This is a genomic window from Pseudarthrobacter equi (genome assembly GCF_900105535.1).
Classification (GTDB): Bacteria; Actinomycetota; Actinomycetes; order Actinomycetales; family Micrococcaceae; genus Arthrobacter; species Arthrobacter equi.
Window position 1 is genome coordinate 1,093,492 of record NZ_LT629779.1, and the last position, 15,391, is coordinate 1,108,882.

Genomic DNA, 15,391 nt, shown 5'->3' on the forward strand with positions numbered 1-15,391 from the left:
GGCGATTTGGCACTGTTCCGGCGATTTCGGCGGTTGCCATCAGGCGATGGCGACGGCGGGGGCCTGGGTCAAAGAGCGCCGCAGCTGGGGTGCGGCGTCGAGCCTGTCCTGGGCGGCCCGCAGGGCCAGTACGGCGGCTTCGAGTTTGCCCGGCGGGAGAGTGAAGGGGAGCCGAAGGTACCGCTCGAAGGCGCCGCCGATCCCAAACCGCGGCCCGGCGGCCAGCCGTATCCCGTGCTCAGGGCCGATCACAGTCAGCGCCGTACTTATGGGGGCAGGCAACCTGCACCATACAGAAAGGCCGCCGGAAGGTGACGCTGTTTGCCAGGCCGGCAGATGCTCCCGCAGCAGTTCCAGCAGCGCGGCGCGGTTGCCCCTGAGGGTGTCCATCAGGGCCGGCAATGGCTCGTCCAGTGCCCGCACCAGGTGGGCTGCGGCCAGCTGCTCCATGACCGGTCCGCCCAGGTCCAGGACACTCCGGGCCGCAGTGAACCGCTGGATCATCGCCTCGGAGGCGCGGATCCAGCCCGTGCGCAGGCCGCCCCAGTGGGATTTGCTGAGCGACCCCACGGAAACCACCGCACTGCTGAAGCTGGCCAGGGGAGTGGACTGGACGCCGTCGAGGTTCAACTCCCGCAGTGTCTCGTCGGCGATCAGTATGGTTCCCGCTGCGGCAGCAGCCGCTACCAGCCGGCGGCGCTGGGCATCGGGCATCATCATGCCTGTGGGGTTGTGGAAGTCGGGAACGAGGTAGGCGATCTTGGGCCGCTGCTGCGCCAGCGCTGCTTCCAGTGCCGGCAGGTCCCAGCCGGACTCGGCGAAACCGACAGGCACGGGTCGGCAGCGCGCGGCACGGATGGCGTCCAGCGCGTTGGGGTAGCTGGGGTGTTCCACCAGGACCTTGTCCTGGCGGTCGGCCAGCGTGCGGATGATGATGGTCAGCGCGTGCTGCGCCCCGGACGTGACCATGATCTGCCCGGGGCCGGTGGGAACGCCGGCCGCCGTATACCTGTCGGCAATGGCTTGGCGAAGCGGCAGGAGCCCCACGGCGTCGTACCCGAATCCCGGCAGCAGCGCCGGCAGTTCCGTCATCGCCGCAGCGAAGGCCCGGTGCACCACCTCGCCGCTGGCCGGCAGCGCCGAATAGGCGAGGTCGATCAGCCCCTCGGGCGCGGCCAGGCCGGGAGCCGTCAGGGCGGGAGAGGCCGATGTTTGCGGGCTGTAGAGCGCCGGGCCGAAGGCGGTCCGCTCCGGGATGCGCGTCCTGCCCCGGCTGCCCTGCCCGCTACTGAGGAAACCCTGCTCACGCAGGGTGGAGTAGGCCGCCGTGACGGTGGTGCGGCTGACACCCAGCGCGCTGCACAGGGCGCGCTCGCTGGGGAGCGCTGTATCGAGCGCTACGCGGCCGTCCAGGATCAGGAGCCGAAGTACGTCCGCCAGTTCCCGGTAGGCGGGGGCGCCGCCGTGGTGCCAGGTGCCGAGCATGCGGCCGAGTGCTGCCGCGCCAAGGGAAGGAGCCATGTAGCCAGTATCTCAAACTGGCTATGTAAATCAATGCCAGTTGGATGGGAGGGTTGACCAATGATGTTCCGCAGACTCGTTCAGCTTTTCACCGGCCTTGCCATGTACGGCATTTCCCTGGCTCTGTTCATTCGCGCCGGGCTGGGCCTGGACCCTTGGGACGTGTTCCACCAGGGCGTAGCCAACCGGGCCGGGCTGAGTATCGGCGTCGTGGTCATCATTGTCAGTTTCCTGGTGCTCCTGCTGTGGATTCCGCTGCGCCAGCGGCCCGGCTTCGGCACCCTCTGCAACGCCATCCTGGTGGGTGTCTTCGCCGACGTCGGCTTGGCGCTGATTCCGTCCCTGTCGAACCTTGCCGGACAGGTGGGCCTGCTGGCCGGCGCCATCCTCCTGAACGGCATCGCATCGGCGTGCTACATCGGTGCCAGGTTCGGCCCGGGGGCCCGTGACGGACTGATGACCGGACTCGCGCGCCGCACAGGGTGGTCAGTCCGGTTGTCACGAACCCTCATCGAGGTAGTGGTCCTCGGGGCAGGCTGGCTGCTGGGCGGCTCAGTTGGCGTGGGAACGGTGCTCTATGCGCTGGCGATCGGCCCGCTGGTCCAGCTGCTGCTGCCCTGGTTCATGGTTCCGGCCGGCACTCCGAAAGTGGCCCGGGGGACGCCTTCGGACGTGAAACCGGATGGCGGCCCGGAAGCCGCCGGTGAAACCAGCTATTCCGGGACGGGCTGGCACTTGGGGCAAAAGTAGATGTCGCGTTCCTCTTCGCCGTTCAGTTTCCCCAGCAGTCCGCGCCGCACCGGCGTACCGCACTTGAGGCACGGGTGCTGGTCCCGGCGGTACACCCAGTAGCCGGGCCTCCCGGCCATCCTGCCCACCGGCATGCCGCGGGCGTTGAGGATGGTGACGCGGCGGCCCGGGCCCAGGTTTGCTTCCAGGAGCTGCTTGGCGTCGGTCATCAGGGTGCGCAGGTCCGCCACCCCGGACACGGGTGTGGCCGGATGTATGCCGGAGAGGAAGCAGGCCTCGCAGCGGTAGATGTTCCCGATGCCGGCGAGGTTGCTCTGGTCCAGGATGGCCACGCCGATGGGAACCTCCGGCCGTGCCAGGAGCCGGCGTTCGGCTTCGTCCAGGTCCCAGTCCGGGCCCAGGAGGTCCGGACCAAGGAACCCGACGATGGAGTCCTCGTTCGCTGTCGCCACCACGTCCAGGATGCCCAGGGAGAAGCCGACGGCGTCCGCGGCGGCAGTGCGCAGCACGCACCGCGCGGTGAAGCCGGGTTTCCGCCACCTGCCACCGGGCGGGTAGACCTGCCATGTGCCTTCCATCTTCAGATGGGAGTGAATGGTGAGGGCTTTCTCCCCTGGCCCCTTCACCCGCATGAGCAGGTGCTTGCCCCGCGGCACAACCTCAGTCACCGTCCATCCGGTGAGGTTCAGTGTGGCGAAGCGCGGTACCCGGAAGTCCGAGGCGGTCAGTGTCTGGCCCGCCAGCGCCTCGTGCAGTTGCCGGGCGGCCCGCCAGACGGAATCTCCCTCAGGCACGGATCCTCAGACCTTTAGGGGTGGAGTAGGCGCCGGCAGCGCTGAGGGCAGCGGCAATGGGAGTGTCCAGAATCCCCTGGCCGTTCACTTTTTCCATAATCAGTTTGTCCACGGCTCCGCGGGTGACTACTCCCACCAGTGCTGCGCCGGCAGCATCAAGGACGGCGGGGTCGTCGGAGAACGCCAGCAGTGTCTTGCCTCCCCGCTCCACGTACAGAATCAGGGCGCCGTCCACCAGCACCACCAGGGCTCCGGCTTTGCGGCCCGGCCGGTGTCCGGTGCCGGCATCGTCCCGCAGGGCCGGCCAGGGGAGGGCAGCGCCGTAGGGATTCGCGGGATCCGTGGCGGCCAGGGCAAGGGCCACGGGTTCAGGTTTGGCGATCTGGCTATCCTCCGCGTACGAGCGCAGCCGGTCCACCGTGGCGGGCACAGCGAACTGCGCCGCACCGAGGTGTTCGATGAAGTACCCGCGGCGGCACCGGCCGGCTTCCTCGAGCCTTGCCAGGACCTTGTACATCAGGCCGAAGCCGCCCAGGATCTGCTCCGCCATGACCGAACCGCGGGTCACCACCCCATACCTGTCCAGCAGGAGCTCGGCCGTAGCCCGGGCATGGATGGTGGCATCCAGTTCCGGCTGCGGAAGGGCGGACCAGCGCCCGGCAGCCATTGGGGGAGTGGCGGCTGCACCCTGGGAACCGTACCGCCCGCCGGCCAGGCCCGCCGAGCCCATCAGCCCGGTGCCGTGGGAGCGGCCCAGCCTGTTCAGCCGTGGAGCCCTGGACCGGGGAGCCTTCGCCACCTGCCGGTGTGCCGTATGGCCGCCCGCGATCAGCGACCGGACGGGCGCGAAGGTGTCACCGGTGATCCGGCCCGCCCAGGCGAGATCCCAGAGGGCGGACACCACTTCCTGGTCGCTGAGCACCGAGTCCATGCCCCCTGCCACCTCCGTGAGCTGGCGGAAGAAGTACCCGCCGCCGTTGTTCCGGAGATGGTCGAGGAGCCGCAGGCCGGCATCGCCCGGTTCGTAGTCCGGTGCAGGGTTCAGCGTCAGTTCCGCTGAGTCGGCCAGGTGCAGGCTGATCCAGCCGTCATTTCCGGGCAGGGCACCGGCTCCGGACCAGAGGACTTCGCCGGCCGCCATAAGCTCGTCCAGCATGGCGGGCTGGTAGTTGGACACCCTGCCGGCCAGGATCAGGGGTTCCCAGGCCGACGCCGGGATGGGGACGCCGGACAGCTGGTCGATTGCCGTGACGATGCCGTCCAGCCCCCGGAGTGCCGGCTGCCCCCGCCCGCCGCCGGGGATCCGGACGTTTTGCCAGGCAGGGAGGAATCGCCCGTAAGCGGCGGCGTCCACGGGCTCCACTTCGGCGCGCAGTGCGGCCAGGGACCGCCGCCGGAGCTTCCGCAGCACCTCGGCGTCACACCATTCGCTGACGGCCGCGTGCACGGTTTCGCGCAGGATCTCTCCCTGCCGTCCGTCCCCGTCCGGCAGCCCGTCGTCGTCCGTGCCGGTTGGCGCGGACTCCGGCCCGGCTGCGGCGGGTGTTGCGTGCGGCCGGAATTCGCCTTCCACCACGCGGCCGTCGTCGGCAAGGCGTTTCAGGGCGGTGACCACCACAGCGACGCCCAGTCCCAGCCGGGCGGCGGCTTCAGCAGCGGTGAAAGGCCCGTGGGTGCGGGCGTAGCGGGACACGAGGTCGCCCAGCGGGTCCGCCACAGGCTCGATGAACGCCAACGGCACCCCCATGGGCAACGGAACACCGATGGCATCACGAAGGCGGGCCGCGTCCTCCACGGCAGCGAACCGTTCGGCGCCGCCCACGTTGACCTTGATGGCGCGGTTGGCCCGTTGCAGCGCCACGAGGTGGGCGGTGGCTTCCTCGACAGTGGCGGAGGCGATGTGGATCGGCGTGGTTTCAGCAGGCTCAGGCACAGGGCCGTCGGCAAAATCGGCGTCGGCCTGGGCTGCAGGGGTCCCGGCGGCCCCAGCTACCGGGGTATCGCCGGGCTCCCCGCCCGTTGCAGGCTCAGCCCCTGCTGCCGGCTCCAACCGGGCGGCGGCCTCATCCGGGTCCAGCGGGCCAAGGAGCCGCAGGAGGTCGGCCACGCCCTCAAGTCCCCGCACCCGGCGGTCCGGCACCAGCCGCTGCAGTTCAAGTTCGGTGGCGTCGATGACCTTGGCGTCCAGGAGCTCGCGCAGCTCCACCCGGCCCAAAAGCTCGTTCAGGAGTGTGGAGTCCAAAGCCAGCGCGGCGGCGCGCCGCTCCGCCAGAGGGGAATCGCCCTCGTACAGGAACTGGGCGACGTAGCCGAAGAGCAGGGACTTGGCGAACGGCGACGGCTGCTGCGTGGTGGTCTGCACCACCCGCAGTTCGCGGCGTTCAACGGCGGCAGCAATGTCCTTCAGCGCCGGCAGGTCGTAGACGTCCTGAAGGCATTCCCGGACCGTCTCCAGGACGATGGGGAACGTGGGGTATTTCCGTGCCACATCCAGCAGCTGGGCGGACCGCTGCCGCTGCTGCCACAGCGGCTGCCGCTTGCCGGGGGTCTGTCGCGGCAGCAACAAAGCACGGGCCGCGCACTCGCGGAACCGTGACGCAAACAGGGCACTGCCGCCCACCTCGGCCGTGACGATTTGCTCCAGTTCCTCCGGGTCGAAAAGGAACAGCTCGGCGCCCGGGGGCTCGTCCTCCATCATCGGCACCCGCAGCACAATGCCGTCATCGGCCGCCATGGCAGAGCCATCCAGGCCGTACCGCTGGTGGAGCCGCTGGCCCACGGCCAGGGCCCACGGCGCATGGACCGGCATGCCGAAGGGGCTGTGCAGGATCACGCGCCAGTCGCCCAGTTCGTCGTGGAACCGTTCCACCACCAGGGTGGTGTCACTGGGGACCACCTCCGTGGCCTGCTTCTGTTCGGAGAGGTACTGGATGAGGTTGTTGGCGGCGAAGGCGTCCAGCCCGCTGGCCTGGCAGCGTTCGGCGGCTGGTCCGGCGTCGGAGGCTGACAGCTCGCGCACGAAGGCGCCGAGGGCGCGGCCCAGGTCCACCGGCCGGCCCAGTGAATCACCCTTCCAGAAGGGCAGCTTGCCGGGCTGGCCAAAGGCAGGGGAGACCAGCACTCGGTCGTGCGTGATGTCCTCGATCTTCCAGCTGGTGGCACCGAGCGCGAAGACGTCACCCACGCGGGATTCGTACACCATCTCCTCGTCCAGCTCGCCCACGCGCCGGCCACCCTTGGGGGCCGGAGCCGGTTTGCCGTCCTCCGACGGGGAAGCCGAGCCCTCCATTTCCGTGCCGATGATGTAGACGCCGAACAGGCCGCGGTCCGGGATGGTTCCGCCGGAGGTGACGGCGAGCCGCTGGGCGCCGGGCCTGCCTTCGATGGTCCCTTCGTTGCGGTCCCAGATGATCCGTGGCCGGAGTTCGGCGAATTCGTCTGAAGGGTAGCGGCCCGCCAGAAGGTCCAGGGTGGCCTCGAACGCGGAGCGGGGGAGCGAAGCGAAAGGGGCCGACCGGCGGACCGTTGCGAACCATTCCTCGACGTCGATGCTGCCCAGGGCAGTGGCGGCCACCGTCTGCTGCGCCAGGATGTCCAGCGGGTTGGCTGGGATGCTGAGGCGTTCGATTTTTCCGTCCAGCATGCGTTCCACGGTGATGGCCGTGTGCACCAGGTCCGCCCGGTGCTTGGGGAACAGGACGCCCTGCGAAATTTCGCCTACCTGGTGCCCGGCACGCCCCACACGCTGGAGGCCGCTGGCCACCGATGGCGGCGACTCCACCTGGACCACCAGGTCAACCGCGCCCATGTCGATGCCGAGTTCCAGGGATGACGTGGCCACCACGCACCGCAGCCGCCCGGATTTGAGGTCGTCCTCAATGAGCGCGCGCTGGTCCTTGGACACCGAGCCATGGTGAGCGCGGGCCAGCACCGGATCGGCCCCTGCGGAGCTTCCGGCCTGCGCCATCATGTGGGCGGGAGTGGCAGTAGAGGCAGGAACGCCCGACGCCGGCGCGGAGCCACCGCCCGGTGCGCCGAACACCCCCGCGCCTTCCTCCAGGGGGCCGTCCCAGCCGCCGCCGGCGGCCATGAGCTGGCGTTCGGCATAGATTTCGTTGAGGCGGGCTGTCAGCCGTTCCGACAGCCTGCGGGAGTTGGCGAAGACGATGGTGGACTGGTTGGCCAGCACCAGGTCGACGATCTTTTCCTCCACATGCGGCCAGATGGACGCCTGCGGCTGCAGCCCGGAGGCCGGGCCGGAGTCGAACGCGCCGGCTGCGCCCTGGAGATCGGACATGTCCTCCACCGGTACCGAGACCGTAAGGTCCCAGTTCTTCTTCGACGGCGGGGCCACGATTTCGACCGGAGCTGTCCCGGCAAGGAATTGGGCCACAAGTTCCTTGGGCTCCACAGTGGCGGAAAGTCCGATCCGCTGTGCGGGTTTGGGCAGCAGCGCGTCCAGGCGCTCAAGCGAAACGGCCAGATGGGCCCCGCGTTTCGTACCGGCAACCGCGTGGACTTCATCGATGATGATGGTGTCCACCTCGGTGAGAGTCTCCCTGGCCCGGGACGTGAGCATGAGGAACAGGGACTCGGGCGTGGTGATGAGGATGTCCGGCGGGTTGCTCAGCAGCGCCCGGCGGTCCGCCGTGGTGGTGTCTCCGGACCGGACGCCCACGGTGATCAGCGGGGCGGGCAGACCCAGCCGCTTTGCCGTCTGCGTGATGCCGATCAGCGGGGAACGCAGGTTCCGTTCGACGTCCACGCCGAGGGCCTTAAGCGGCGAAATGTACAGCACCTTGGTTTTCCGCTTGGGCGCCCGGGGCCGGCGGGCTTTTGCCGGGGCCTTGGTTCCTTTTGCGCCGGCCACGGCGGCGGGTAGGGCTGCTTCCGCCGGGGCTTCAGTGTCTGCGGCGGGCGCAGCGGAGAGGAGCCGGTCCAGTGCCCACAGGAATGCGGCGAGGGTTTTACCGGATCCGGTGGGTGCCACCACCAGGGCATGCGAGCCCGACGAAATGGCGTTCCAGGCGCCGTCCTGGGCGGGGGTGGGTTCGGTGAAAGCGCCCATGAACCAGTCGCGGGTGGGCCGGGTGAACTGGCCCATTGGCGCTGTGGCCACGGCGCCCCGGCCGTCCGTGGAGGGCTCTTCCTGGTTCATGCCTCCATCATGCCCCACCCCACCGACACAGCGGACGGAGCCCGGTCCGGCAGATGCCGGGCCGCCTGCTTTTTGGTGTCCTGCGGGCCCGGCGTCAGGCGGGCTGGAAAGCGCCGATGGTCAGCAGTTTGATGTCTGCGTTGCTGCAGGCGGTGGTGGGCTGGGCCAGGAAAAGGGACTCGGTGTCTTCCGGCGGGTAGATCCGGTAGCCAGCCGCGTCAACAGGTGAGCAGTCAGTGTAATTGCCCGCTTGCGTGTACCGCAGCTGGGCCCAGCCCGTCTGGCCGGGTGCCAGCAGGACGTCCGTAACAGGCACGGATTCGTCCCGGGTGGCCGCCGCGCCAATGGGGCCGCCTGCCGCGTCAGCCGCGAGGGACACTCCGGGGAAGCCCTTGAGGATGCAGGGCTCGCTGCCGGTGTTGGTGAGGTTGAGCTTCATGTAAACGCTCCCCGCGGCGCCGCCGCCGGACGCGTCGGTCGCGGCGGACAGCCCTGCCGCCTTGCACAGTCCGGGCCCTGCCGGCGCGGTGGTGGCAGGGGCTGCGGACGACGGCGGCGCGGCCGTTGTGGCCGGGGGTGCGGACTGCGAGGGGCTGGCGGAGCCCGTCCCCGGCCCGGCCGGGGTGGTGGTCGTTTGGCTTTGCGGCTGGCCGAGACCGCACGATGCAAGCAGCAGGACGGCCGCCACGCCAGCCGTCGACAAGGTTATCCCCTGGAGTGTTTTCTGAGACCTCATGCCACCACCTTCGCGGCAGTCCGGGGCGGCGTCAACGATGCCACGTGGTCCCACGGCAATTTGATGCCCGGATCGTGATGATCCGGGCATCAAGCCGGGACTACTTGGTGCTGTCGGCTGCCTTCCGGCGCGCACCGTTCCGGAGCAGTGCGAGCCCGCCGAGTACCAGTCCGGCCACGCCGGCGCCGAGGCCGGCCCAGCTGCGGGCATCGGCGCCGCTGTCCGTCACGGACGCTGCCTGTTCCGTGTGGGTTGCCGCAGCTGCGGTGGTGCCGTGCCCGTCCGACGATGCGGCCTCGGTGATGGTGATGGAGGGGGCCGGCGCCTTCAGTGAGTGCGGGTCCTGGCCGTCCTTGGCGATTTCCGACCAGTCCGTCTGGCCAACCTCGCATGTCTGCATCGTGGGGAAGTTCAGCGTGGTTCCTGCGGCATCGGGAAGCTTGACGGACAGGACCAGCGTGTCACGGAGTTCGTGCGCCAGGGGCGTTTTGGCCGTGTAGACGATCTGGCTGGTCCGCTTGGTGATGGAGCTGCCGTCGGCGAGTTTTTTCGGCTCTGCGAGCTGTTCGGTCACCTTTTCCGCGGTCCAGTTGGGGTTCACGGTGGGCTGGGCGTCGTTGAGCTCCGTTGGCAGGGTGATGGCCACTTTGGTGGTGGCGGATTCCTCGCAGCCGTGGGGGATGGCGAAAGTCAGCAGCGCGTAGGAATTGGCTGAGGTCTTGTCCGGGGTCACGCCCACATGGGCGGACGCGGCGCCGGCGCCGGCCAGGATCAGCGCGGCGGTGCCTCCGGCTGCAGCGGCTGTGGTCAGGGTACGGCGAAGGGTCAGGGAATTCATGGGGTTGCCTTTCTGGCGCACGCCGTTCGCGGCGTGCAAAGTTTTTTGGGAAGGCCCGGGCCGGCGTGCAGTGCGGGGGGCGGGTCAGAAGGAAAGCGCGACGGCGGAAGGCGGGCCGCGTCGGCTGTCCTGCCGCAGGTTCCGCCAGGGGCGGAGGGGCGCGGCGGCCGGGGGAAGGGCTGCGGGCATGGGCGCAGCGTCGTTGAATGCCAGGGGTGCGGGAATGCCGGCGAGGGGCCGCAGCCAGCCTGCCAGCGCCCAGAGCGCTGCTTCGCCCTTGGCCAGAAGCAGTGCACATCCAAGGGTTGCCAGCGCGTGCGCGGCCAGCATGAGGGAACCCGATGACGGGTCAGCTGGTCCCATGTGCCCGGACAAATCCAGCAGGTCCGGCGGGAGCGACGGCACGCCGTGCTGGTGGCCCGCATAGGCTGCCACGGGAACTGGCGGCTGTGAGGGCACGCTGAACGTGGCGAACAGTTCGTGCAGCGCCAGCTGCCCGCCGCCCATCAGCCCGGCCATGGCCGGGAAGGAGAGCTTGAGCCTGGTGGCAGCGGTGCTGGCGAGACCCGTGAGAGCCAGGATGGCCAGGAGGATCCCGGGAACGGGCAGTTGCCCGCCGCCGGCCACGTGGGCGCCCGCCGCCAGGGTCAGGATGCCAGTTGCAAGTGCCGAGGCGCGCAGGAGGTGGAAAGGTGTGCGGTGTGCCGGCACTGACTCTCCCCTCCCGGTGCGGTGGCGCGTACTGCGGCAGGAAAAACTAGCTGCTCCTGCCCGCCCGATTCTACCGGGGAACCGGGGACGTTACGGTGCCGGCCTGACGGTATGTGGGAACCCGCAGCGGTCAGCTGGAGGGGGAAGCGTGTCAGGCCCCGGCCAGCAGCTCCGCCAGGACGTCCGCAGCGCTCTGGTGCCGGATGAGCCGCGCAGACTGCCCTGCCCACAGGGACATGAGGTCCGTATTTCCGGCAGCGGCGGCCGTTGGGCGGAACCGGCCGGTCAGCCAGTTCTGGACGGGGAACGGGGCGATGGCCGGCGGCGCCAGCTCCGAGGTGACCCGGTTGGGGATTCCGCGTGCCAGCCGGCCGCTCAGCGCGCGGGTCAGGACCGTAGTGCCCGCGGCCGGGCTGTGCAGCAACTCCCGGTAGGCCGGCGCGGCGGCCGATTCACTGGTGGCCAGGAAGGCCGTGCCAACCTGGACACCATCAGCGCCCAGGGCCAGGGCGGCGGAAAACCCGCGGCGGTCAGCAATGCCGCCCGCCGCGATGACGGGGATGCTGACCGCATCGGCCACCTGGGGGACCAGGGAGAACGTGCCCACCAGGGATTCCTCGGCGGGGCGCAGGAAGGACACACGGTGGCCGCCGGACTCCATGCCACTGGCCACCACGGCATCCACGCCGCCCGCCTCAAGGGCCAGGGCCTCCTCCACGGTGGTGGCGGTGCCGGCCACTTTGATGCCGCGCCGGTGCGCTTCTTCCACGATTTCCGGTGCGGGGACGCCAAAGACGAAGCTGACGACGGCGGGGGCAGCCTCCAGGGTTGCCTCCACCTGCTCGCCGTAATCGGCCATGAAGCGCGCCGGCATGTCCGGCAGTTCGAGGCCAAGCTCCTCGAAATAGGGCTGGAGGGCGCGGACATAGCTGTCGAACTCGGTCCGGGGCAGCTCAGTGGTTTCGCTGCCGGTGGGCACCCACAGATTAAGGGCGAACGGCTTGGCCGTGGCGGCACGAAGCTCCGCCGCCGTCTGAAGGATCGCGGCGCCGTCGTACCCGTACAGGCCGTACGAACCCAGCCCGCCGCCGTCGGACACCGCTGCCGCGAGCGCCACGGAAGACACACCGCCGAAGGGGCCAAGCACCACCGGTACCTCAATGCCGAGTACGTCCGTGAGCCTGTTGCGGCGTGAAGCGGCGTGGTCCTGCTGGGGCATGGCATTCTCCTGACGGATCCGGTGGTTTGCTGCTGCTGCGACCAGTCTTGCAGGGCCGGGCTGTGCTCCCAAGTCCCGGCCCGCTCCCGCTGCGTTCGCGTGGAGGGAAGGGCCGGTCACACCCGCGCCGCCCGGCGATAGACTGCCTTTCATCAGCGCAGGCGATCTAAGGAGAAGTTCATGGACTACACCGGAAGCCAGTCAGAAAAGGTTGTTCCGGCTGGTGAACTTGGCCGCAGCCACATCGGCCAGACCATCACCTTCCAGCCCAACGAGTTCACCGTGGTGTTTGGAAAGCTTGCCGGGATCGCGCGGACGGAAGCCATGGTTTACCTGTCACTGCAGGGCGTCGGAAACGGCACGCACCTGAAGGACGAGTACGACCTCCCGGCCACGCATGACGTGTATGTGCCGGTGGATGTCATCAGCAACGCGGAATCCACCATCAAGGACCTCTTCGGCAAAGTCCAGGAGAACCTTCGCGGCGGCGGCCACAGGGGCGGCGAGGACCGCACCGACAAGCTGTAGCCGTACTTACGGACGGTGGCTCTATCCAGCTGGAGCCACCGTCCGGCCACTGTTCAGCAGCGGGCGATAGGAGCGGGCAATGCCCCTTTATCTCTCAAAATTCAGTTACACCCCCGAGACGTGGTCACGGCTGACGCGGAATCCGGAAGACCGGCGGAAAGCAGCCCAGGCCTATATCGAATCCGTGGGCGGCAAGCTCCATGGTTTTTGGTACGGCTTCGGCGCCCATGACGGCTACAACCTGTGGGAGGCCCCGGACAACGTTTCCATGGCCGCGGTGGCACTGGCCATCAGCGGAGGAGGTGCGCTGAGCTCCTTCGAAACCACAGTGCTGCTCACGGTGGAGGAAACCATGGAAGCCCTCAAAGTGGCCGCGGAGATTTCCTACCGGCCGCCTGGTAACCCGACCTGACGCCACGCTGGCCCGCGGTCCCGGAGTTTTGCCGTTCACGGCCTTACGCCTGCGGAAGAAGGACCACTCCAGTGGCGGCCTGAAGGTACGGGGCCGGATCGGGGTCGTCACCGGCGGCCCACTCGAGCCATGCCTGGAACGTGGCACCGATAAAGGCCGCGCACGCATACCGTGCCGTAGCGGCAGGAACCCCAGCCGCCTCGAGGTGCGCGAGGGTTCGCCCGCGCTGGGAGCCGAGGGCTTCGTAGCTTCGGTTGAGCAGTTCCCGGTGCGCACCGATCAGGCGGAGGCGCGCCCGGGTGACCGCCAGGTCGGGCAGGGCGGCGGCGCCGGCAATCACCGCCCGGCGCAGTCCGTCCAACGGATCGTCACCTGCCGACGGCAGGGGGCCTGCTCCCAGCGCCAGCATCGACGCTTCGATGGCGGGTTCGGTGCCGCCCCACACCAGGTCCGCTTTGGTGGCGAAGTAGCGGTACAGGCTTTTCCGGCCTATGCCGGCAGCCCGGGCGATGTCCTCCATGGAGGTTTCCTCGTACCCGTTCCGGGCGAAGAGTTCCACGGCCACCCGTGCCACGGCCTCGGGATCGATGGTGGCAGGGCGTCCCGTGGACTTGGTTGCTGGCTCTACCGTCGGCATGCCAACAGTATTCACCCTGGACACCCTTCCATAATGACACTCTGTGTCATAAGCTGGCGGCAACAGCCTGATCAATCGAAAGGAACACCATGGGCAACGACGCCGCATGGCAGGAAAATGCCACTCCCGGCCGCTTCTCCAGCAGGACCGTGATCGTCACCGGGGCCGGTTCAGGCATCGGCCAGGCCACCGCACTGCGGATTGCCAGGGAGGGCGGACGGGTCATTGCCGCGGACATCAGCAAGCAGCGGCTGGACGACCTTGTGGCAGAGAACGCCGGCCTGGACTTGGTCCCGGTTGCCGGGGACATTTCCACCGAAGAGACAGTGGCCGCCGTCATTGCCGCTGCCGGCGGACGGGTGGACGCACTGGCCAACATCGCGGGGATCATGGACAACTTCGCCCCCATCCACGAGGTGGACGACGAACTCTGGGACCGGGTGTTCCGCATCAACGTCACCGCGCTGATGCGCCTCACCCGGGCAGTGGTTCCGCTGATGCTGGAGTCAGGCGCGGGATCTGTGGTCAACGTCGCCTCCGAGGCCGGCCTGCGTGGATCCGCGGCCGGCGCCGCCTACACAGCCTCGAAGCATGCCGTGGTGGGCCTGACCAAGAACTCCGCCGTCATGTACGGCCCCCGCGGGCTCCGCTTCAACGCGGTTGCACCGGGCGCCACCATCACCAACATCGAAGCCAACTGGGGCTCGGAACTGGCAGCAGGCCGGCTGGGCCCGCTGATGCAGGCCAACATCCCCGCACCCGCCACCGCTGCGCAGCTGGCCGCATCCATCACGTTCCTGCTGAGCGAGGACGGCACCAATGTCAACGGCGCCATCCTCGCGTCCGACGGCGGCTGGTCGGCGCTGTAAGGCAGCACTGTAAGGCGGCGCGGACCCAGGTGCCCGGGCACCAAAGGGGAAGCGTACGACGGCGGGGAGTCCCGTCGTCGTACTTCCTCTTTTGTAGGTGAGTTGGCCGCCCCTCGCGGAATAGAACCCAGAACTTGAATGTTCAACTAAGTATGGACTTCGGCATCTTTACCTTCGGTGAGCTCTCGCGCAATGACACAACCGGACAGGTGCTATCGCCACAGCAACGGCTGGCGGAAATCATCCAGCTGGCCAAGCTGGCGGACCAGGCAGGCCTCAGCTTCCTGGGCCTGGGCGAACATCACCGCCATGACTTCGCCCTGTCGGCGCCCGAGATGGTGCTGGCCGCCATTGCCCGGGAAACCACCAACCTTCGGCTGGGCACCGCCGTTACCGTCCTCTCGACGCAGGATCCCGTGCGGCTCTTCGAGCAGTTCGCCACCCTGGACCTGCTGTCCGGGGGCCGCGCGGAGATCATCGCCGGGCGCGGCGCGTTCATCGAGTCCTACCCGCTGTTCGGCTACGACACCGCCGACTATGACGCGCTCTTCGATGAGAAGCTGCGGATGCTCCTCGAACTGCGGGACAACGCCAGCCTCACCTGGCGGGGCACGCTGACCCAGACCATCCCCGGCATGGATATTGCGCCGCGGCCCCTGCAGGAGAAACTGCCGGTCTGGGTGGGGGTCGGCGGAACACCGGCGAGCTTCGCCCGCGCCGGCCGGCTGGGCCTGCCGCTGTTCGTTGCCCTGCTGTCAGGCCCCGAACGGTTCCGCCGCCTGGTGGAGCTTTACCGGCACACGGCGGCGGAATCCGGACATGACGCCGCCGCGCTTCCGGTGGGCGCTGGCGGGCACTTCTACGTGGCTCCCACTTCGCAGCAGGCCCGCGACACTTTCTATCCCTATTACCGCGCCTACTTCGAACAGAACATGCCGCGTCCCGTGGACCACTTTCCCCGGTCCACCTTCGATGACTGGTCCGAGCCGGGCGGCGGGCTGCTGGTGGGAAGCACGCAGCAGGTGGTCGAAAAGATCCTCGCCATCCACGAGGCCCTGGGCACCAGCCGCTACATGGCACAGATCGGGCTCGGCGGCCTGCCCTTTGCCGAGACGGCCCGGTCCATCGAGCTCCTCGCCACTGAAATCATGCCCGCGGTCAATCGGGAGCTCGGGCCCTCAGCTGCTGCTTAACGCCAAGGATTGCTAGGCTCCCCGG

At 68.7% G+C, this 15,391-nt stretch carries 13 protein-coding genes; 5 read left to right on the forward strand and 8 right to left on the reverse strand.

Going from position 1 to position 15,391, the window contains the following annotated elements; translation table 11 throughout:
- Positions 1-39 precede the first annotated feature (39 nt).
- Positions 40-1,521 carry a MocR-like transcription factor YczR gene (gene yczR / locus BLT71_RS05005; RefSeq protein WP_091718132.1) on the reverse strand — a complete coding sequence of 494 codons (1,482 nt, stop codon included), beginning with the start codon at positions 1,519-1,521 and terminating at the stop codon, positions 40-42.
- A gap of 60 nt (positions 1,522-1,581) precedes the next feature.
- On the opposite strand from yczR, the gene yczE reads away from it, so the two are divergent.
- Complete coding sequence (gene yczE, locus BLT71_RS05010) at positions 1,582-2,271, forward strand: membrane protein YczE (RefSeq protein WP_091718133.1); 690 nt, start codon at positions 1,582-1,584, stop codon at positions 2,269-2,271.
- Here yczE and BLT71_RS05015 read toward each other — a convergent pair.
- From BLT71_RS05015 to BLT71_RS05040, 6 genes are all read right to left on the reverse strand, one after another.
- Entirely contained in the window at positions 2,235-3,065 is an 831-nt protein-coding gene (locus BLT71_RS05015; RefSeq protein WP_091718135.1) for an Fpg/Nei family DNA glycosylase, read from the reverse strand. The two genes, yczE and BLT71_RS05015, sit on opposite strands and share 37 nt — an antisense overlap.
- The gene (locus BLT71_RS05020; protein ID WP_172829907.1) at positions 3,058-8,223 is read right to left on the reverse strand and encodes an Lhr family ATP-dependent helicase; all 5,166 of its coding nucleotides are present in this window, start codon (positions 8,221-8,223) and stop codon (positions 3,058-3,060) included. Before BLT71_RS05020 ends, BLT71_RS05015 begins: the two co-directional genes overlap by 8 nt.
- A 94-nt stretch (positions 8,224-8,317) precedes the next feature.
- A complete protein-coding gene (locus BLT71_RS20535; protein WP_172829908.1) occupies positions 8,318-8,959 on the reverse strand; it encodes a DUF4232 domain-containing protein in 642 nt (213 codons plus the stop codon).
- Positions 8,960-9,059: 100 nt separating this feature from the next.
- Positions 9,060-9,797 (reverse strand): YcnI family copper-binding membrane protein, encoded by a 738-nt coding sequence (locus BLT71_RS05030; protein WP_091718137.1) that lies wholly within the window; start codon positions 9,795-9,797, stop codon positions 9,060-9,062.
- An 84-nt stretch (positions 9,798-9,881) separates the two neighbouring features.
- Positions 9,882-10,508, reverse strand: coding sequence for a hypothetical protein (locus BLT71_RS05035; protein WP_091718139.1), 627 nt, complete (start codon positions 10,506-10,508; stop codon positions 9,882-9,884).
- Between the two features lie 151 nt (positions 10,509-10,659).
- Entirely contained in the window at positions 10,660-11,727 is a 1,068-nt protein-coding gene (locus BLT71_RS05040) for an NAD(P)H-dependent flavin oxidoreductase (protein WP_091718141.1), read from the reverse strand.
- Between the two features lie 180 nt (positions 11,728-11,907).
- On the opposite strand from BLT71_RS05040, the gene BLT71_RS05045 reads away from it, so the two are divergent.
- Positions 11,908-12,255, forward strand: a complete 348-nt coding sequence (locus BLT71_RS05045; RefSeq protein WP_091718143.1) for a hypothetical protein — start codon at positions 11,908-11,910, stop codon at positions 12,253-12,255.
- A gap of 79 nt (positions 12,256-12,334) precedes the next feature.
- Complete coding sequence (locus BLT71_RS05050) at positions 12,335-12,667, forward strand: GYD domain-containing protein (RefSeq protein WP_091718145.1); 333 nt, start codon at positions 12,335-12,337, stop codon at positions 12,665-12,667.
- A gap of 43 nt (positions 12,668-12,710) precedes the next feature.
- Here BLT71_RS05050 and BLT71_RS05055 read toward each other — a convergent pair whose 3' ends face one another.
- Positions 12,711-13,304, reverse strand: coding sequence for a TetR family transcriptional regulator (locus BLT71_RS05055; protein WP_091718148.1), 594 nt, complete (start codon positions 13,302-13,304; stop codon positions 12,711-12,713).
- 89 nt (positions 13,305-13,393) lie between these two features.
- On the opposite strand from BLT71_RS05055, the gene BLT71_RS05060 reads away from it, so the two are divergent.
- Together BLT71_RS05060 and BLT71_RS05065 are read left to right on the forward strand one after the other, a co-directional pair.
- On the forward strand, positions 13,394-14,173 hold the full coding sequence (locus tag BLT71_RS05060) for an SDR family NAD(P)-dependent oxidoreductase (RefSeq protein WP_091718150.1): 780 nt from the start codon (positions 13,394-13,396) through the stop codon (positions 14,171-14,173).
- Between the two features lie 152 nt (positions 14,174-14,325).
- On the forward strand, positions 14,326-15,366 hold the full coding sequence (locus BLT71_RS05065; protein ID WP_091718152.1) for an LLM class flavin-dependent oxidoreductase: 1,041 nt from the start codon (positions 14,326-14,328) through the stop codon (positions 15,364-15,366).
- The last annotated feature ends 25 nt before the right edge of the window (positions 15,367-15,391 follow it).

What these genes read in the sequence shown, in the direction of transcription:
- BLT71_RS05020 (WP_172829907.1), bottom strand. Translation starts at nt 8,223, where the DNA reads ATGAACCAGGAAGAGCCCTCCACGGACGGCCGGGGCGCCGTGGCCACA.
- BLT71_RS05055 (WP_091718148.1), bottom strand. Translation starts at nt 13,304, where the DNA reads ATGCCGACGGTAGAGCCAGCAACCAAGTCCACGGGACGCCCTGCCACC.
- BLT71_RS05065 (WP_091718152.1), top strand. Translation starts at nt 14,326, where the DNA reads ATGGACTTCGGCATCTTTACCTTCGGTGAGCTCTCGCGCAATGACACA.
- BLT71_RS05040 (WP_091718141.1), bottom strand. Translation starts at nt 11,727, where the DNA reads ATGCCCCAGCAGGACCACGCCGCTTCACGCCGCAACAGGCTCACGGAC.
- BLT71_RS05045 (WP_091718143.1), top strand. Translation starts at nt 11,908, where the DNA reads ATGGACTACACCGGAAGCCAGTCAGAAAAGGTTGTTCCGGCTGGTGAA.
- BLT71_RS05030 (WP_091718137.1), bottom strand. Translation starts at nt 9,797, where the DNA reads ATGAATTCCCTGACCCTTCGCCGTACCCTGACCACAGCCGCTGCAGCC.
- yczR (WP_091718132.1), bottom strand. Translation starts at nt 1,521, where the DNA reads ATGGCTCCTTCCCTTGGCGCGGCAGCACTCGGCCGCATGCTCGGCACC.
- yczE (WP_091718133.1), top strand. Translation starts at nt 1,582, where the DNA reads ATGATGTTCCGCAGACTCGTTCAGCTTTTCACCGGCCTTGCCATGTAC.
- BLT71_RS20535 (WP_172829908.1), bottom strand. Translation starts at nt 8,959, where the DNA reads ATGAGGTCTCAGAAAACACTCCAGGGGATAACCTTGTCGACGGCTGGC.
- BLT71_RS05060 (WP_091718150.1), top strand. Translation starts at nt 13,394, where the DNA reads ATGGGCAACGACGCCGCATGGCAGGAAAATGCCACTCCCGGCCGCTTC.
- BLT71_RS05050 (WP_091718145.1), top strand. Translation starts at nt 12,335, where the DNA reads ATGCCCCTTTATCTCTCAAAATTCAGTTACACCCCCGAGACGTGGTCA.